Annotated in this window: 15 protein-coding genes; 7 read left to right on the plus strand and 8 right to left on the minus strand. The window is 70.9% G+C overall.

Annotated elements, in window-relative coordinates:
- Positions 1-50: 50 nt before the first annotated feature.
- The 3 genes from FYW95_RS12270 to FYW95_RS12280 form a co-directional block, all read right to left on the minus strand.
- The gene (locus FYW95_RS12270) at positions 51-1,121 is read right to left on the minus strand and encodes a chaplin family protein (RefSeq protein ID WP_159945080.1); all 1,071 of its coding nucleotides are present in this window, start codon (positions 1,119-1,121) and stop codon (positions 51-53) included.
- A 653-nt stretch (positions 1,122-1,774) separates the two neighbouring features.
- Positions 1,775-3,223 carry a catalase gene (locus FYW95_RS12275; protein ID WP_159945079.1) on the minus strand — a complete coding sequence of 483 codons (1,449 nt, stop codon included), beginning with the start codon at positions 3,221-3,223 and terminating at the stop codon, positions 1,775-1,777.
- A gap of 126 nt (positions 3,224-3,349) precedes the next feature.
- A complete protein-coding gene (locus FYW95_RS12280; protein ID WP_159945078.1) occupies positions 3,350-3,820 on the minus strand; it encodes a Fur family transcriptional regulator in 471 nt (156 codons plus the stop codon).
- A 339-nt stretch (positions 3,821-4,159) separates the two neighbouring features.
- On the opposite strand from FYW95_RS12280, the gene FYW95_RS12285 reads away from it, so the two are divergent.
- Complete coding sequence (locus FYW95_RS12285) at positions 4,160-5,299, plus strand: CapA family protein (RefSeq protein ID WP_159945077.1); 1,140 nt, start codon at positions 4,160-4,162, stop codon at positions 5,297-5,299.
- Here FYW95_RS12285 and add read toward each other — a convergent pair.
- Positions 5,296-6,372, minus strand: a complete 1,077-nt coding sequence (add, locus tag FYW95_RS12290) for an adenosine deaminase (protein ID WP_159945076.1) — start codon at positions 6,370-6,372, stop codon at positions 5,296-5,298. The two genes, FYW95_RS12285 and add, sit on opposite strands and share 4 nt — an antisense overlap.
- A 183-nt stretch (positions 6,373-6,555) precedes the next feature.
- A complete protein-coding gene (locus FYW95_RS12295) occupies positions 6,556-8,013 on the minus strand; it encodes an aldehyde dehydrogenase (NADP(+)) (RefSeq protein WP_159945075.1) in 1,458 nt (485 codons plus the stop codon).
- 496 nt (positions 8,014-8,509) lie between these two features.
- Here FYW95_RS12295 and FYW95_RS12300 point away from each other — a divergent pair, with 496 nt between their 5' ends.
- The 3 genes from FYW95_RS12300 (at position 8,510) to FYW95_RS12310 (ending at position 10,796) form a co-directional block, all read left to right on the plus strand.
- Positions 8,510-9,100, plus strand: coding sequence for a TetR/AcrR family transcriptional regulator (locus FYW95_RS12300; RefSeq protein ID WP_160050352.1), 591 nt, complete (start codon positions 8,510-8,512; stop codon positions 9,098-9,100).
- The gene (locus FYW95_RS12305) at positions 9,094-9,969 is read left to right on the plus strand and encodes an alpha/beta fold hydrolase (protein WP_159945073.1); all 876 of its coding nucleotides are present in this window, start codon (positions 9,094-9,096) and stop codon (positions 9,967-9,969) included. The genes FYW95_RS12300 and FYW95_RS12305 overlap by 7 nt, the downstream gene beginning before the upstream one ends.
- Before the next feature lie 203 nt (positions 9,970-10,172).
- The gene (locus FYW95_RS12310) at positions 10,173-10,796 is read left to right on the plus strand and encodes an HD domain-containing protein (RefSeq protein WP_159945072.1); all 624 of its coding nucleotides are present in this window, start codon (positions 10,173-10,175) and stop codon (positions 10,794-10,796) included.
- Between the two features lie 70 nt (positions 10,797-10,866).
- On the opposite strand, the gene FYW95_RS12315 is transcribed toward FYW95_RS12310, so the two are convergent.
- The 3 genes from FYW95_RS12315 to FYW95_RS12325 all read right to left on the minus strand — a co-directional run bounded on the left by FYW95_RS12315 (position 10,867) and on the right by FYW95_RS12325 (position 13,922).
- Positions 10,867-11,625 carry a sulfite exporter TauE/SafE family protein gene (locus FYW95_RS12315; RefSeq protein WP_159945071.1) on the minus strand — a complete coding sequence of 253 codons (759 nt, stop codon included), beginning with the start codon at positions 11,623-11,625 and terminating at the stop codon, positions 10,867-10,869.
- A gap of 212 nt (positions 11,626-11,837) precedes the next feature.
- On the minus strand, positions 11,838-12,761 hold the full coding sequence (locus tag FYW95_RS12320; protein WP_159945070.1) for an SPFH domain-containing protein: 924 nt from the start codon (positions 12,759-12,761) through the stop codon (positions 11,838-11,840).
- Positions 12,762-13,136: 375 nt separating this feature from the next.
- Positions 13,137-13,922, minus strand: a complete 786-nt coding sequence (locus tag FYW95_RS12325) for an ABC transporter ATP-binding protein (RefSeq protein ID WP_159945069.1) — start codon at positions 13,920-13,922, stop codon at positions 13,137-13,139.
- A gap of 56 nt (positions 13,923-13,978) precedes the next feature.
- Here FYW95_RS12325 and FYW95_RS12330 point away from each other — a divergent pair, with 56 nt between their 5' ends.
- The 3 genes from FYW95_RS12330 to serB all read left to right on the plus strand — a co-directional run bounded on the left by FYW95_RS12330 (position 13,979) and on the right by serB (position 16,944).
- Positions 13,979-14,782, plus strand: a complete 804-nt coding sequence (locus FYW95_RS12330; protein ID WP_159945068.1) for a hypothetical protein — start codon at positions 13,979-13,981, stop codon at positions 14,780-14,782.
- Between the two features lie 168 nt (positions 14,783-14,950).
- Entirely contained in the window at positions 14,951-15,610 is a 660-nt protein-coding gene (locus FYW95_RS12335) for a DUF1707 SHOCT-like domain-containing protein (protein ID WP_159945122.1), read from the plus strand.
- Positions 15,611-15,711: 101 nt separating this feature from the next.
- On the plus strand, positions 15,712-16,944 hold the full coding sequence (serB, locus tag FYW95_RS12340) for a phosphoserine phosphatase SerB (protein WP_159945067.1): 1,233 nt from the start codon (positions 15,712-15,714) through the stop codon (positions 16,942-16,944).
- Positions 16,945-17,195: the final 251 nt, after the last annotated feature.

The raw sequence follows: 17,195 nt of genomic DNA on the forward strand, positions 1-17,195 counted from the left end.
GACGGCGGCCCCGCGGGGGAGCCTCGGGACGTGGACGGGGCCGCGGCGGCCTACTCCTCGGTGGCCTCGGGGGCCGCGGCGGCGGTCCTGCGCTTGCGGGCGAAGTACAGGCCCGCGCCGCCCGCGCCGACCGCGGCGACACCGGCGGCGACCAGACCGGCCAGGGCGCCACCGGTCACCGCGAGCTGCTCGTCGGCCCTCTGCTCGGGGGCGGGCTTGTCGTCACCGGTGCCCGACGCACCCTCCTCCTGGTCCCCGCCCTCGTTCTTGTCGTCCTCGCGGGGGCCCTCGGAGTCGTCCCCGTCGGAGCCGCCCGGCTTCTCCTCCTCGGAGTCGGTGCCCTCGTTCTCGTCGTCCTCACGGGGGCCCTCGGAGCCGCCCGGCTTCTCCTCCTCGGAGATGAGCTCCAGGCAGGAGGCCTCGGCCAGGCCGAGCACCGACACGGCGTTGCCGCAGATGTTGACGGCCGCGTCGACGGGGACGACGACCTGGTTGCCGCTGCCGATACCGCCGGAACCGCTGGTGGAGGTACCGCCGCCCTCGTTCTCCGGGGAGGCCTGGATGATGTTGATGATGGTGGTGCACTTGGCGCTGGAGGCGCCCAGGACGGCGATCGAGTTGCCGCAGATGTTGATGGCGGCGTCCACCGGGACGACGATCTGGTTGCCGCTGGCCACGCCGCCGGAGCCGTCGGTCGTGGTCCTGGGCCCGTCGGCGCTCTCCTCCTCCAGGGCCTCGACCACCTCGACGCACTCCGCCTCGGAGACGCCTCCGACGGAGGCCGAGTTGCCGCAGGCGTCGATGGCGGCGTCCACCGGGACGACGATCTGGTTGCCGCTGGCCACGCCGCCGGAGCCGTCGGTCGTGGTGCCGCCGCCCTTGCCGCTGGCCTCGTAGAGGACCTCCGAGACCTGCGTGCAGGTGGCCTTGGAGATGCCCAGGACGGCGATCGAGTTGCCGCACAGGTCGGCCTCGACGTCCACCGGGACGACGATCTGGTTGCCGCTGCCGATGCCGCCGGAACCGCTGGTGGAGGTGTCGGCGAAGGACGCGGCCACGGGAGCGACGACCAGACCGGCGGTCATAACGGTGGCGAAGGAGTAACGGAGAGTGTTGCGCATATGCGGAGGTGACCTTTCACGGATGCAGCCTGGGGATCGCGCCGGTTGTGGCGCTCGTACCGCGGGGACCGGCGCCCGCGCTGTCGCGCGGTACCGCGGACTCGGTCCCGCGGACCGCGTCGGGGCGGATTCGCCACCGGGGAAAACGGTGTGACGGCGGGGCGGCCCGCCCGCGTACACGTCGCGGCCCGGTTCGGAGTTCGCCCCGCGGTGCCGCCAACGGACCGCAACGTTAGCAAGCCGCGGGGGGCTCGCAGGCGTTTTCGGAAAATACTCTTCCCCAGTCTAAATACTCCAAGTGAGTGCTTGGCCACGAAGCGGAGTAGATGCAGGTCACAGAATCATCCTCAGACACCCTGTGCTCAGGGACACATGCCCTCCGCTGTCAACGCAAAAGAAATTTTTCCGGGTAAACCCGCGAATCACATCAACGAACCTACTTAGTAGATCCGTTGCCGGAAGCCCGGGAAGCGCCTTAAACCCTGCGCCCGGACTTTACTGGGATTAGTCAATTATCCTTGATGTGAGCATTTAACCAAATGCCCGAAATAAGAAGACCCCGGCCGGATCCGAGGATCCGGCCGGGGCACGGGTTCCGGGGGCGGGCCCCCGGCACCCTCATGGTGCGGGTGTTGTAGGTACCGCCGGTGGTGCTAGCCCTGGACCCCCAGGCCCTTGGCGACGCCGCCGCCCAGGTCCGGGTGGATGTTGGTCCAGTACTCGACGACGCGCTTCTTCATGTCCGCGGTCACCTCGGGAGCCGACGCGTGGCCCACGATGTTGGAGACCATGTTGGCGCGCTCGCCCTCGGACAGGACCTTCTCCCACAGGGCGCGGGCCTGACCGAAGTCGTCGTCCTCCTTGTGGAGCTCGTAGGCCGAGCGCACGATCTCACCGGCGACCTCGTAGCTGGAACCGCTGTACAGCGCCTCGTCGGCGACGGGACCGCCGACGGTGTTGGGCGCGTAGACCGGGTCGCCGCCGTTGTAGAAGGCCATGGCGCCGTCGCGGTTGTAGCTGTTGACCGGCGACACCGGGCGGTTGACCGGCAGCTGGAGGTAGTTGGCGCCGATGCGGTAGCGGTGGGTGTCCGGGTAGGAGAACAGGCGGCCCTGGAGCATCTTGTCCGGGCTCATCGCGATACCGGGAACCAGGTTCGAGGGCTCGAAGGCGGCCTGCTCCAGCTCCGCGAAGTAGTTCTGCGGGTTCCGGTTGAGGACGAACCGGCCGATGGTGATCTCCGGGTAGTCCTCGTGCGGCCACACCTTGGTGAGGTCGAACGGGTTGAACCGGTAGTCGGCGGCGTCCTCGAACGGCATGATCTGGACGTTGACCGTCCAGCTCGGGTACTCCCCGCGCTCGATGGCCTGCCACAGGTCGCGTCGGTGCGCGTCCGGGTCCTCGGCCTCCAGGGCCTTGGCCTCGCCCGCGGTCAGGGTCTCGATGCCCTGGTCGGTCTTGAAGTGGTACTTGACCCAGAACTTCTCACCGGCGGCGTTGTACCACATGAAGGTGTGGCTGCCGAAGCCGTGCACGTGGCGCCAGCTCTTCGGGGTGCCGCGGTCGGTCATCAGGAAGGAGACCTGGTGCGCCGACTCGGGGTTGAGGGTCCAGAAGTCCCACTGCATGTTGTTGTCGCGCAGCTGGTTGTCGGCGCGGCGCTTCTGCGAGTGGATGAAGTCGGAGAACTTCGAGGGGTCGCGGATGAAGAAGATCGGCGTGTTGTTGCCGACGATGTCGTAGTTGCCCTGCTCGGTGTAGAACTTCAGGGCGAAACCGCGGGGGTCGCGAGCGCTGTCGGCACTGCCCAGCTCACCGGCGACGGTGGAGAAGCGCAGCAGCAGAGGGGTCTTCTTGCCCTTCTGGAACAGGTCTGCCTTGGTGTACTGGCTGACGTCCTCGGTGATCTCCAGCTCACCGAAGGCGCCGCCGCCCTTGGCGTGCACGACGCGCTCGGGGACGCGCTCGCGGTTGAAGTGCGCCATCTTCTGGAGCAGGAAGTGGTCCTGCAGGAGCAGCGGGCCATTGGGGCCCACCGACTGCGAGAGACCGTCGTGCGGCATCGGGATGCCGGCGTCGTCCGTGCTGTAAGGAACGCTCACTACTCGCACCTTCTCAAGTGGTAACGGGAATACGGGAATGACGGGAAGTGCTGCGCGGCCTCATCGCGGCACCGGACCGGGACCCCGGAACCGGGTTCCGCGGGGCCTCGTGGCGTGTGGACCGGCTCAGTCCGCGGCCGTCCTGTGCGCTCGGTCGGACGCGCCCAGGGGCCCGGAGACCGCGGTGGCCTCCTCCTGGCACCTCGGGCACGTGCCCCAGAAGACCACCTCGGCCTCGTCGATGACGTAGCCGTGCGCGTCGGAGGGCTGCAGGCAGGGGGCTCGACCGACCGTGCAGTCGACGTCCCTCACCTCTCCGCAGGCGCGGCAGACCAGGTGGTGGTGGTTGTCGCCGACCCGGACCTCGTACCGGGCGGGCGAACCGGCGGGTTCGATCCGGCGGAGCAGACCCGCCCCGGTGAGGGCGTGCAACGCGTCGTAGACACCCTGCGTGGAGACGTGCCCGACCTTCTCGCGCACGCCTTCGGCGATGTGCTCGGCGTCGAGGTGGTTGCCGGAGCGCACCGTGGAGAGGATGGCCAGCCGCGCCGCGGTGACCCGCAGCCCGACCGCGCGGAGATCGGTGGCGTCGTCCATGAGGCACAGCATAGGACACAAACTGGAATAGTTCAAGAAAACGATCATATCCATGTTTGTCTGCCGGCCGAACGTTCGGAAACCTCGACCACCGCAGGGGTTTGTGGTTTCACGCACGCCCCGGATCACACCAAGAGCAGCAAAAGCTCTGGTCATGCGCGCGTACCCTGGGGCGACGGACCGGTGGGAGCCGTCGGCGCCGCCCGACGCTCCGCACACCGGTGTACGCCCGTCCGGCACCCGTCCGGCCACGAGGAACGGAAAGGCCAACCGGAAGCGTGCGGGGTGCGTCCTACTCCAGGACATGCCCTTCGTTTCCCCCGTCCCACTGGAGCATGCATGCACCCCGTATCCCCGCGCCCCCACACGCGCACGGCACTCTCGACCGGTGCTGCGAGCCTGGCCCTCCTCCTCGCCGTCGGCTGCTCCGCGGGCGACGGCTCCCCGGTGGAGCCGGAGCGGAGCGAGGAGGCGGCGGCACCCCTCGACGAGGGCACCGGCGCCCCCTCCCCCAGCACGGAACCCGCGGCGGCCGGCGAGCCCTTCACCGTCGCCTTCGGCGGCGACGTGATGTTCGACGGCATCCTCGAACCCCGCCTGGCCGACCCCCAGACCGCGCTCGGGCCGATCGCCGAGCAGCTCTCGGCCGCGGACCTGGCCATGGTGAACCTGGAGACCGCCGTCACCGAGGGCGGAACCCCCGCACCCGGCAAGGCCTTCCTGTTCCGCACGCCTGACAGCGCCCTGGAGGCCCTGGCCGCCGCGGGCGTGGACGTGGCCAGCATCGCCAACAACCACGGCATGGACTACGGCACGGACGGGCTGCTGGACACGCTGGACAACGGTGAGGCCTCCTCCGTGCGGCTGGTCGGCGGCGGACGCGACGCCGACGAGGCCTACACGCCCCACGTCGCCGAGGTCAACGGCCAGAGCGTCGCCCTGTTCGGCGCCACCGACGTCATGGACGACCACCTCATCGCGGAGTGGACCCCGGGCGAGGACAAGCCCGGCCTGGCCTCCACCAAGGGGGAGATGCGGCAGCGCATGGTGGCGGCCGTCTCCGAGGCCGCCGCCGCGCACGACAACGTGGTGGTCTTCCTGCACTGGGGGCTGGAGGGCGCGCACTGCCCGCTGCCCCACGCCCCCGGCCTGGCCGAGGAGCTGATCGCCGCGGGCGCGACCGCCGTCGTGGGCGGCCACGCGCACGTGCTCTCACCGGGCGGCTTCATGGGAGACGCCTACGTGCACTACGGGCTGGGCAACTTCGTCTTCTACAACTTCAACGGCCCCACCGCCGAGACGGGCGTGCTCACCCTCACCTTCGACCAGGGCAGCGTGCTCGAGGCCGACTGGGCCCCGGCGCAGATCCAGGGCGGGATCCCCGTGCCCTACGAGGGCACGGCGGCCGAGCAGGCCACACAGACCTGGCTCGACATGCGCACCGAGTGCGGGCTCGCGCTGACCGACTCCCCCGCCTAAGCGGTCCCCGCCGGGTCCACCCCGTGCCGCGCGGCGACCTCGGCGATCTCGGCCAGCAGTGCGTGTCGGCGCGCCGCCCCCAGGTAGGCGGCGTGCACACCGTTCGCGGCGAGCCGGACGAGGTCCGCGGCGCCCAGGCCCAGCCGGTGGGCGGTGCGGTACTCGTTGAGCAGGTCGGTGCCGAACATGGTGGGGTCGTCGCTGTTGAGGGTGACGAGCAGGCCCGCCTCCAGCATGCGGGGCAGTGGGTGCTCCTCCAGACGGGCCACCGCGCGCGTGCACAGGTTGGAGGTGGGGCTGACGTCCACGGGGATCCGCCCCTCCGCCAGGCGCGCGACCAGCGCCTCGTCCCGCATCGCGTCGATGCCGTGGCCGATGCGCTCGGCCCCCAGCGCGTCCAGGGCCTCGCGCACCCGCTCCGGCCCGCCGTGCTCACCGGCGTGCGGCAGACTGGCCAGGCCCGCGGCTCGGGCCCGGCCGAAGACCCCGGCGTACTGCTCCAGCGGGGTCTCCACACCGCCGACGCCGAAGCCGACCACGCTGGGCGGCGCGTCGCGCAGGACCGCCTCCACGGTCGCCTCGGCGCTCTCCAGTCCGAAGTCGGCGGGGAAGTCGGGGATCCACCGCAGCTGGAGGCCGTGCTCGGACTCGGCGACGCGTCGGGCCTCCTCGATCCCGTCGAAGACCACGCGGGCGGGCACGCCGCGCATCAGGTGGGCGTAGAGGCTGACGTGCAGCTCGGCGTAGCGCACGTTCTGGGCGGCGAGGTTCCCGGCGACCGCCGCGGTCAGGAGGGCGAAGTCCTGTTCCTCGCGCAGGGTCGCGACCGAGGCGAGGTAGACCTCGACGAAGTGCGGGAAGTCGGTGAAGAGGTACCAGTCCCGGAGTTCGTCCAGACTCTCGGGGACCTCCCGCACACCGTGCCTGCGCGCCAGCTCGAACAGCGTGTCGGCGGGCATCGAACCCTCCAGGTGGACGTGCAGTTCCACCTTGGGCAGGTCCCTGATCAGGGCTTCGACGTCGGGGGGCGTGGCGGCGGAGTGGGCGGCCGCGGGAGCGGAGTCGGTGTCCATGGCGCGAGGTTACGCGCACGCTCCCCCGGCACCAAGGTCTTTCGGGCCAAGCTCACGGCGGTCCGTCAGAAGCCTCCGGCCCGGGCCGGGTACGGAGGCCGTGCCCGGCGCGGCGGGGTCGAAGCCGCAACGGGTCGGCGCGGCCCCGGGGCGGGGGCGCCCCGGGGCCGCGCGGTACCGGGGTCAGGCCGACGGGGCCTCGCCGTTGACCCGGCGCGGTACGCCCAACGGGTTGTCGTCGCGCAGCTCGCGGGGCAGCAGCGACTGCGGGACCGACTGGTAGGTGACCGGGCGCAGCCAGCGGCGGAGTGCGGTGGCGCCCACGGAGGTGTGCAGCGGCGCGGTGGTCGCCGGGTAGGGGCCGCCGTGCGTCATCGCGTGGGTGACCGCCACACCGGTCGGCCAGCCGTTCCAGAGCACCCGTCCGGCCAGGGAGGCGCCCAGGGCGAGCAGCGCGGGCGCGATCTCGTCGTCCTCCTCGCCGTGCACGGTGACGGTGAGCTGGCCCTTGAACGCCCCGGCCGCCTCCACCAGCCGCCGCTCGTCGGCGTAGGTCACCACCAGGGTGGCCGGACCGAAGCACTCCTCCAGGAGGACGTCCGCGTTCTCCAGCAGCGAGTCCAGGTCCGTCCGCAGCAGGGACGGAGTCCACTCCTCGCCGCTGCGCCGGCCCTGGACCAGGATCTCGGTGGCCGGGTGCGCGGAGAGGCTGTCCAGGTTGCGGACGAAGCCCTCGGTGACGCGCTCGTTGAGCAGCGGGGCGGCGGTTCGTCCGGTGAAGTCCTCGACGAGGGGCTCCAGCTTGGTGTCCTCGGGCAGGAACAGCACGCCCGGCTTGGTGCAGAACTGACCGGAGCCCGCGGTGGCCGACTCCGCGTACCCGCTGAGGATCTCGTCCGCGCGCGCGGCGGCGGCCCGCCGGGTGACGAACACCGGGTTCACGCTGCCGAGCTCCCCGTAGAAGGGGATCGGGTCGGGCCGCGAGGCCGCGAGGTCGAACAGGGCCCGCCCGCCGGGGATGGAACCGGTGAAGCCGACCGCCCGCGTGAGCGGGTGCGTGACCGCCTGCTTGCCGGTCTCCACCCCCTCGACCAGGGCGAAGCTGCCCTCGGGCGCCCCGGCGCCGGCCAGCGCGTCAACCACGACCTCGCCGGTCCGGCGGGCCAGGCGCAGGTGCCCGGGGTGGGCCTTGACCACGACGGGGCATCCGGCGGCCAGGGCGGAGGCGGTGTCGCCCCCCGCGGTGGCGAAGGCGAAGGGGAAGTTGCTCGCCCCGAACACCACCACCGGTCCGAGCGGGACCAGCAGGCGGCGCACGTCCGGACGAGGGGTGCCCCAGTCGGGGTCGGCCGGGTCCACGGCGGCTTCCAGGTAGGAGCCCTCCTCCAGCACGTCGGCGAAGAAGCGCAGCTGGAAGGTGGTCCGGCCCAGTTCTCCGCGGCAGCGCGCCTCGGGGTAGTGCGCCTCCTCCATGGCGATCGGCACGAGCTCGTCGGCCGCGGCGTCCAGCGCGTCGGCGACGGCGCGGAGCAGACCGGCCCGTTCGGCGGGGGCGAGGGCGGCCAGAAGCGGTGCCGCCGCCGCGGCCCGTCGAAGGACGGAGTCGAGTTCCTCTGGTGTGGTGTCCGGGGCGGTGGTCATGGCTCAGCCTCCAGGAGGTGTGTACGCTGCGTCGACCCTGCTCCGATCATCCTACTGGAAAGCGCTATCCAAGCCGGGCGGCGCCGCCCGTTCCGCTTGGCGTGAGACCCCTGGCCCACCCCGGGTCCGCACTCGGTCCGCCCGGGGACCGCTCCGCCGCCCCCGGCGCACCGCCGCGGCGATTGACCGGACCTGGCCGCGGGCACGGCCCGGAACGCCGGTGGAAAGGCCCTTCACCTGGAGCGGGAGGCACCTTGTGGACGGAGGGCCGGAACGAAACTGGAATTTCCCCGGAACCAGGTGATTCCGGAAAGGCATCATAGGAGGCGTGACGACAAATTCCCGAAGCTCAACGCCCCCGAGGTCGCGCCGCTCCCCAGGCAGCAAGGGAGACAACCACGCGTCACGTGAGGCCGGTGGACGAGCCAGCGTCGGACACGACGAACTCTCCTTCGCGCAGGCCCCGCTGCGAAGACTCCCCGCCCAGCAGCGCAGCATGCTGCGGGTCCAGCGCATGCTCGACTGCTGCGCCGAGCTCCTCGACGAGGTCGGCTACGACAACCTCTCGACCACGAGGATCGCCGAGCGGGCCGGGGTCGCCATCGGTTCCGTGTACCAGTTCTTCCCGGACAAGAAGGCCATCACGCAGGCGCTCGGCCTGCGTTTCCTCGACCAGTTCAGCGCTCGTGTCACCGAGCGCCTCGCGGACGCCTCCTTCAGCCACTGGACCCACGCCGTCGACGCCGTCGTCGACGAGTACATCGACATGCACCGCAACGTGCCGGGCTTTCGCGGCCTGCACTTCGGTGACATCGTCGACCCCCGCCTCCTCAACGGCGGTACCGAGAACAACCGCGTGATCTCCATCCGCCTGCGTAGAATCATTGTTTCTGTCACAGGCATCCCCGACAATGACGAACTCGACCGGGCCATCCACGTCGCCGTCGAAGCCGCCGACGCCGTGCTCAAGCTCGCCTTCCGCGACGACCCCGAAGGCGACCCCGACCTCATTGATGAGGCCAAGAGCCTGGTCAGTAGTTATCTGTCCCATTTCTCCCAACGCAACGGAGGCGACCATCCGTGGTAGCCGACGCCGGCACCCTCTCCCGACCCGTCACCGGAACCGCGGCCGGCGTGCCCTTCCTGGCACTTCCGCCCGCCTCCGGTGAGACCCCGGCCCCGCTCCTCCTGGGGCTGCACGCCTTCGAGCCGCCCCGGGCCGAGGCCGCGCTCGCCGGAGCCGTGCCCATGGCACCGCTCCCGGCCTGGCGGGTCTACCTCGGCCTGCCGCTGTTCGGCGCGCGCCTCCCCGAGGGCGGCGTCGCCGAGATCAACCGGCGCGGCGAGAGCGACTACCTCGTCGAGCTGTTCGGACCGGTGGTGGAGGAAGCCGCCTCCGAGCTGCGCCGGGTCGACGCCGAACTGCGCGGGACCTTCCCCGTGACCGACGACCCGGTCGGCCTGGTCGGGGTCGGAGCCGGCGCCGCGGCCGTCCTGCTCACCCTCGCCGAGAGCGGGCTCCCCGTCGGCGCGGCCGCCGTCGTCAACCCGGTCGTCGACCCCGCCCTGGTCATCGCCGCCCGCGAGCGGCGCACCGGCACCCCCTACGAGTGGACCGAGCAGGCCCGCGACACCCGCGGCTGGCTGCTCTTCGGCGACCGCGCCCGGGAGGTCTCCCGCGACGGCGTCCCGCTGCTCGTCGTCAGCGGGGGCCGGGACGAGGTGGTCACGCCCGAGCACGGGCAGGCCCTGCACGACTCCCTGGCCGCCCACCTGCCCGAACATGCGCTCCGTCACATCGTGGTCCCCGACCTGGCCCATGCCATCGGTCCCGAACCGGGCCTGGAACCCGGGCCGCTCACCCCGGCCGGAGTCCTCACCGACCGCGCGCTGACGGAGTGGTTCCACCTGCACATGACCTCTTCCGCGCAGGTCCGGGCGGCCGAGGACGGCTAGCCCGCGCCGGGGGCGCGGGTCCCGCCCGACCGCCCCGGACAGGAAACCCACCGTTCACCGGGTACACCCCGCCGCCTCCTCCGGCGTCCCCTTAGCGGACGCCGCCGCGACAGCTGGCACGCGTTCCATGGGATCATCCAGGGGCGACCGCTCCCAGCGGTCCGCCTGACCGTTTCGACTCATCCTTCAGGAGGGCGAACCACGTGACGGAACCGGCACCGGTCTTTGCCAGCGGGGTCGACAACGAGCGGTTGAACGCGCAGCTCCGCTTCCTTCTGGAAGTCGACAAACTCAAGCGCATCCTGCGGCAGTGCCTCCTGGTGGACGGCTCCCGCCGTGAGAACTCGGCCGAGCACTCCTGGCACCTGGCCCTGTCCGCCCGCACCTTCGCCGAGTACGCGCCTGAGGGCACCGACATCGACCGGGTCGTCGAGATGCTGGTCCTGCACGACATCGTCGAGATCGACGCCGGGGACACCTTCCTGTTCGACCAGGTCAGCACCGAGACCCAGGCCGAGCGCGAACGCGCCGCCGCGGACCGGATCTTCGCCCTCCTGCCCGAGGACCAGGCCGAACGGGCCCGCGGGCTGTGGGAGGAGTTCGAGGCGCGCGCCACCCCCGAGGCCCGGTTCGCCCGCGCGGTCGACCGGCTCTCGCCCATGCTGGCCAACTGGCACAACGAGGGCGGCACCTGGGTGCGCTTCGGCATCACCCGGTCGCAGGTGATGGAGAAGGTCAAGCTGATCCAGGAGGGGTCGGAGGCGCTGGGAGCCTACGCGACCGCCCTGGTGGACGACGCCGACCGCCGGGGCTACTTCCGCGGTTGACGGCGCGGGCGGCGAACCGGCTGACGCGGCCGGCGGGAACGGCGGACGGAGCCCTGACGGCCCGGAGCGCTCAGACCCGGCCCGTGAGGATCTGGATCGCCGCGGACATGCCCACGACCACCAGGCACACGCGCAGCCCCGCCGGGCTGAGCCTGCGTCCGAACTTCGCGCCGAGGTAGCCGCCGAGAACGGTCCCGACCGCGATGAGGCCGACCACGGGCCAGGCGGGCGAGGCGAGCACGATGTAGAACACCGCGGCCGTGCTGTTGACGATGCTGGTGAGCAGGTTCTTCAGGGCGTTGAGCCGCTGGATGTCGTCGTCCAGGGCGGTGCCCAGGAAGCTCATCAGGATGATCCCCTGCGCGGCGGCGAAGTAGCCGCCGTAGGACCCGGTCGCGTAGATGCCCAGGGGCAGCAGCGGGCCGCCGTCCCGGGGGGCGGGCCTGCGGGAGCGCGCCCACCTGGTGATCCGCGGCTGGAGGAGGATCAGCGCGCACGCGAGGCCGATCATGAACGGCACCACGGACTCGAACACGCCCGGGGGCAGGTAGATGAGGAGCAGCGCCCCCGTCACCGCGCCGAGGAAGGACATGCTGCCCAGGCGCAGGATCCGGGCCCGCTGGCCCGCCAGTTCCCGGCGGTAGGCGATGGTTCCGCTCAGGGTCCCGGGGGCGAGGCCGATGCTGTTGGAGATGGTGGCGGTGACCGGCGGGTAGCCCAGGGCCAGGAGTACGGGGAAGGTGAACAGCGTGCCCGACCCGGCGATGGCGTTGATACCCCCCGCGGCCACACCGGCGAGGAGGATGAGCGCCGCCTCCCAGAGTTCCATCCGTCCCGCTTTCCGGCTCCGCGCCCCCGGCGGTCGAGGGCCCCAACAGACTACGAGAGCGGGTCGCCGGTGCTTTCATCCGGGATCCGCCCAAAGGCCGGACCCGACCGGGAGGGCCCGGACCGCGCCGGCCGCCGCGGCCGGACGCGGAGGGGCGGGACGCGGAGGGGCCCCGTGAACACGGGCCCCTCCGCCTCGCGGGGTGACCGGGGTCAGCGGACCCGGATCACCTCGTCGCGCAGCCGGTCGAAGGCGGATCCGATGCCCTGGAGCGCCTGGCCCATCTCCGCCGGGACGATCCACACCTTGTTGGCGTCGCCCCGAGCGATCTCCGGCAGCTTCTGGAGGTAGTGGTAGGCCAGCACGTCCGGATCCACGTGGCTGGTGTGGAGGGCCTTGAAGACCATGTGGATGGCGTCGGCCTCACCCCGGGCCCGGGTCGTCTGCGCCTCGGCGTCGGCCTTGGCGGTGAGCGCCTGCGCCTCGGCCGCGCCCCTGGCTCGCAGCACCGCGGCCGAACGCTCACCCTCGGCGCGCAGCACCGCGGACTGCTTCTCACCCTCCGCGCTGAGCAGCTGGGCGCGCTTCTCCCGGTCGGCCCGCATCTGCATCTCCATCGCCTCCTGGACGGAGGACGGCGGCTCGATGCCCTTGAGCTCGATGCGGCTGATCTCGATGCCCCACTCGCTGGTGGCCTCGTCCAGCACGGTCTTGAGCTCGCGGTTGATCTCGTCCCGGGAGGTGAGCGTCTCCTCCAGGTTCATGCCGCCGATGACGTTGCGCAGCGTGGCCAGGGTCAGCTGTTCGACGGCCTGGATGAAGTTGGCGACCTCGTAGGTGGCCCGGTAGGCGTCCACGACCCGGATGTAGACCGCCGAGTCGACCTCGACCGCGAGGTTGTCCTCGGTGATGGCCGACTGCGGGGGGAAGCTGACCACCTGGACGCGGCGGTCGATCCGCTCGCGCACCTGGTCCACACCGGGAATGACGACGTTGAAACCCGAGCTCAGCGTTCGGTGGAACTTGCCGAAACGCTCAACCACGTCCTCCATGGAGTGCGGAACGATACGCACGCTCCGCCAGAAGATGATCAACAGGACGGCGACGAAAAGCGCCACGATGATGATCATGGTCATGGGCGCACCGCCCTCTGGGCACGGGGGGCGGCATTCGGCATCAGCATCAGGGCGGCTCCGGATCTCCTGACGGGGGCGGCAGGCGGTGCGGGTACGGACCGCGCACCGGCGGCCCGCCCACCCGAAGATCATAAAGCGCGCCGAAATAGAGCGATCCGCTCACCGAGCGCTGACGTTACCCCATATGCAGCCAGGCGACCACATCCGGACAGAAATCCTGTTTAAGGACAATAGATTTCTGTTATTGAAGCAAGCCCATAAGGCGTGTGTGACTCATGTTGCCGAAGGCAAACCGGGGACAAGCTGGAGACAGGGAAGTAGCGAAAGCCAGGGCAGGCGGCGGAGGGAACCCGGAGCCGGGGAGCGGAGGCGGGGTCAGACGGCCCGGGCACTCCAGCGTTCGCCGTCGCGCTCCACCTTCAGCGGGAGGCCGAAGGTCTCCGACAGGTGCTCCGCCGTCAGGACACCGTCGATGGGGCCGGCCTGCACCACCCTTCCCTCGCGCAACAGCAGGGCGTGTGTGGTGCCGACCGGGATCTCCTCCACGTGGTGGGACACCACGACCAGGGAGGGCGCCGCCTCGCTGCGCGCCAGGTTTCCGAGCCTGCGCACCAGGTCCTCGCGGCCGCCCAGGTCCAACCCGGCGGCGGGCTCGTCCAGGAGCAGCAGCTCGGGGTCGGACATCAGCGCGCGGGCGATGAGCACGCGCTTGCGCTCCCCCTCGGAGAGGGTGTGGAAACGGCGCTCGGCCAGGTCCGCGACTCCCCAGTGCCCGAGCAGGGCGCGGGCGCGGCCGTAGTCCGGGGTCCCGTACTCCTCGCGGAACCGGCCGACGTAACCGTACGCGGCGCTCAGCACGATGTCGAGGACCTCGGTCTCCTCCTCGATCCGCGCGGCCACCGAGGCGCCCGCGTAGCCGATCAGCGGACGCAGTTCGAACACGTCCACCCGGCCCAGTCGCTCGCCGAGGATCTCCACCTCACCGCCGGTGGGGTGCATCTGGCTGTAGGCCACGTTGAGCAGTGTGGTCTTGCCCGCGCCGTTGGGGCCGAGCACCACCCAGCGCTCCCCTTCGAGGACCGTCCAGTCCACTCCGTCGAGCAGCCTGGCCTCACCCCGCCGAACCGTGACCCCGCTCAGGCCCAGAACACGCCCGTCCATCGTCCTCCCTCATTTCGCGCCCCACGCCGGTGCACGGGCCGACCTACCCTGAAGCAATGCATCTCACGTCCGCACCACTCGTCGCCTGGGGCAACGCCTGGCTGTCCGGACACGTCGGACTCGACGACGCCGTCGACGCTGTCGAACGGCGCAGCGGCCCCAACCTGATCGGGACAGTACCCCCCGTGGACCTGCCCTTCGACAGTGGCGTACCGCTGCGCGTCGCACTGGTACGCCTCCGCGGCCTGGGTCTGTGCGCTTTCCGGTTGGCACTGCCCGCCTGGGGGGATCCCCTCGGACTGGTGGGCCCCAAGGAACTCAACCAGGCCGCCGTCGAAGCGAGGGAAGGGGTTCTGGTGCAGCTCGCCGACCAGCAGCTGGGACTGGTGCCCTCCGCCGACCGGCGTGGTTCATCCTATGTGGGTGTTTCGTGGACGCCGTATCCGGCGAACAACGCGCCGCCCCAGGTACCGGGCCTGGCCGAGGCCGAGCAGGCCCTGAAGCTCACCGTGATCGAGGTCGCCCGGGTGATGGAGGGGGTGGACGACATCGCCTCCTTCTCGCCGGGAGTGCACCGCCAGCTCGGCGACCTGGGCGGCCGGGAGGCTCCCTCCCTGGCCCACGGGTACCCGCCGAGGGCCCATCGGGTCGTGGCCCAGGCAGAACGGCTGGCGAAGGTCGTGGAACTGGCCGAACCCGTGTCGGGCCGGGGGATGACCGCCCAGCAGGCCGCGGCCCGGAGCGAGGCCCTGCGGCGCCTGGACGCCGCGGTGCGCCGGGCCCTCGTCGCGGCGCACGCGTCGATCTCCCTGCCCAACCAGGTGCGGAGACGGCCCCCCAAGCACGAGACTGAGGGGTGAGCGGACCTGGACGCGGCCCGCGCTGAGCGGACCCTGGGTCCGGGATGCCTGTGTATCCGGGTCGGGCCAGGGGAGATACCTGATCCCCGGGGACGGGTAAGCGTCGATACTGGGGGTGTGGCTGGCCGGAACCCCGGCCACACCGAGGGAACGAGGAGATCCGTCATCATGCAGCCCGAGCACATCCGAGCTTCCGACGCGGACCGGGACAGGGTCGCCGAGCAGCTGCGTGAGGCCCTGGCCGAGGGACGCCTCAGCCCCGTGGAGCACGAGGAACGCCTGGAGACCCTCTACAGGGCCAAGACCGTGGGCGAGCTCGCCCCCATCGTGGCGGACCTTCCCGCCCCCGGGTACCGGGCAGGGTACGGTTACCCGGCCGCGGGAGGGACCCCCGACTCCCCGAGCGGGATGGAGATCCTGGGCAGCGAGGCCCGCGACCTGGCCGGGCAGAGCAAGGGGTCGGAGAACCTCGTCGCGGTCTTCGGCGGCTGCGAGCGCAGGGGCCGCTGGCTGGTGGAGCCCCGCACGAACGTGTCCGTGCTGTGCGGCGGGGTCGAACTGGACCTGCGCGAGGCGGTGCTGAGCCAGCACGAGGTCACCATCCAGGTCGCGGTGATCATGGGCGGGGTGGACATCACCGTGCCGCACGGGGTCAGGGTGATCAACAACACCTCGGCGATTCTGGGCGGCACGGACCTGCACGGAACCGACCAGGTCACGGACCCGAACGCCCCGGTCCTGCGACTGACCGGGACCTGCATGCTGGGCGGCGTGGACATTAAGGCCAAGGGTCCCAAGCGAAAGAAAAAGAACCGGAAGGACAGGTGACCTGCGCCTCCCCTTCAGCTGTCCACATAGTGAACTAGCTGGGAAAAGGGCCAGCCCTGCGCGACGGCTCCCCGGAGTGGCCGAGTACCGTGGATGACGCCATGAATGAGAACTCCACGTTGTTGGTGACGGTGACCGGCCGCGACCGCCCGGGCATCAGCGCTCGTCTCCTGAGCACTCTCTCCGTCTTCCCCGTGACCATCGTCGACCTCGAACAGGTCGTCCTGGCGGGGCGGTTGGTGCTGGGCGCCGTCCTCGGCGTAGACGAGCGGGTGGCTCCCGGTGTGAGCCGCCAGCGCGTCTTCGAAGAGGTCCGCAGCGCGCTCGACAAGACCGCGATCGACCTCGACATGGAGGTCGGCTACGGGAGGGGGAACGGGCGCGTGAACGCGTTCGGCCCCGGACGCCTGCACGTGACCGTGCTCGCCGACCCGCTGCGGCCCGGCGCGCTCGGAGCCATCACGTCGTGCGTGGCACGGGCGGGTGCGAACATCGACCGGATCGAGCGCCTGTCCAGTTACCCGGTGACCTCCGTGGAGATGGAGGTGTCCGGCGGCGACGCCGATCAGCTCCGCGCCGAGCTGGCCATGGAGGCCTCCACCCAGGGTGTGGACGTCGCGGTACAGCCGAGCGGCCTGCACCGGCGGGGCAAGCACCTGATCGTCATGGACGTCGACTCCACCCTGATCCAGGGCGAGGTGATCGAACTCCTGGCGGCCCACGCCGGCTGCGCCGATGAGGTCGCCCGCGTCACCGAGGAGGCCATGCGCGGCGAACTGGACTTCGAGGAGTCCCTGCGCCGCCGCGTCTCGCTGCTCAAGGGCCTGGACGCCTCCGCCATCGGCAAGGTGTGCGAGGAGATCCAGCTGACCCCGGGCGCCCGGACCCTCGTGCGCACCCTGAAGCGCCTGGGCTACGAGATCGGGATCGTGAGCGGCGGCTTCACCCAGATCACGGACGTGCTCGTGGAACGCCTCGGGCTGGACTACTCCGCCGCGAACACCCTGGAGATCGTCGACGGCCGGCTGACCGGCGGACTGGTCGGCCCGGTCATCGACCGCATGGGCAAGGCGACCACCCTGGAGAGGTTCGCAGCCGAGGCCGGTGTGCCCCTGGAGCAGACCGTGGCCGTGGGCGACGGTGCCAACGACCTGGACATGCTGCAGGTCGCGGGCCTGGGGGTGGCCTTCAACGCCAAGCCGGTGGTGCGCCAGCAGGCCGACACCTCGGTGAACGTGCCCTATCTCGACACGATCGCGTTCATCCTCGGCATCACCCGCGAGGAGATCGAGGCCGCGGACCTGCACGCGCAGACTGAGCCCGCCTCGCTCTGACCGGGCCCCGGGCACGGGGATCGCCCCAGGGAGGATCAGAACCCCTGGGGCGAAGACCCTGGAGTGTGATGGGATCCGGATTTTCACAACCGGACACCCCCCCGGCACACAACAAAAAACACACAAAAAAAGGGGGCCGCCCACAAAGGACGACCCCCCCACAACAAACCGTGGCAGCAACCTACTCTCCCACCCCACCACAGGGCAGTACCATCAGCGCAAAGAGACTTAACGACCGGGTTCGGAAAGAG

Source organism: Nocardiopsis sp. FR4, from assembly GCF_009830945.1.
Taxonomy (GTDB): domain Bacteria; phylum Actinomycetota; class Actinomycetes; order Streptosporangiales; family Streptosporangiaceae; genus Nocardiopsis.

Bases quoted from the DNA above. Each gene is read 5' to 3' on its own strand.
- FYW95_RS12270 (WP_159945080.1), bottom strand. From the start codon at position 1,121: ATGCGCAACACTCTCCGTTACTCCTTCGCCACCGTTATGACCGCCGGT.
- FYW95_RS12280 (WP_159945078.1), bottom strand. From the start codon at position 3,820: ATGGACGACGCCACCGATCTCCGCGCGGTCGGGCTGCGGGTCACCGCG.
- FYW95_RS12285 (WP_159945077.1), top strand. From the start codon at position 4,160: ATGCACCCCGTATCCCCGCGCCCCCACACGCGCACGGCACTCTCGACC.
- add (WP_159945076.1), bottom strand. From the start codon at position 6,372: ATGGACACCGACTCCGCTCCCGCGGCCGCCCACTCCGCCGCCACGCCC.
- FYW95_RS12295 (WP_159945075.1), bottom strand. From the start codon at position 8,013: ATGACCACCGCCCCGGACACCACACCAGAGGAACTCGACTCCGTCCTT.
- FYW95_RS12300 (WP_160050352.1), top strand. From the start codon at position 8,510: ATGCTGCGGGTCCAGCGCATGCTCGACTGCTGCGCCGAGCTCCTCGAC.
- FYW95_RS12315 (WP_159945071.1), bottom strand. From the start codon at position 11,625: ATGGAACTCTGGGAGGCGGCGCTCATCCTCCTCGCCGGTGTGGCCGCG.
- FYW95_RS12320 (WP_159945070.1), bottom strand. From the start codon at position 12,761: ATGACCATGATCATCATCGTGGCGCTTTTCGTCGCCGTCCTGTTGATC.
- FYW95_RS12325 (WP_159945069.1), bottom strand. From the start codon at position 13,922: ATGGACGGGCGTGTTCTGGGCCTGAGCGGGGTCACGGTTCGGCGGGGT.
- FYW95_RS12330 (WP_159945068.1), top strand. From the start codon at position 13,979: ATGCATCTCACGTCCGCACCACTCGTCGCCTGGGGCAACGCCTGGCTG.
- FYW95_RS12335 (WP_159945122.1), top strand. From the start codon at position 14,951: ATGCAGCCCGAGCACATCCGAGCTTCCGACGCGGACCGGGACAGGGTC.
- serB (WP_159945067.1), top strand. From the start codon at position 15,712: ATGAATGAGAACTCCACGTTGTTGGTGACGGTGACCGGCCGCGACCGC.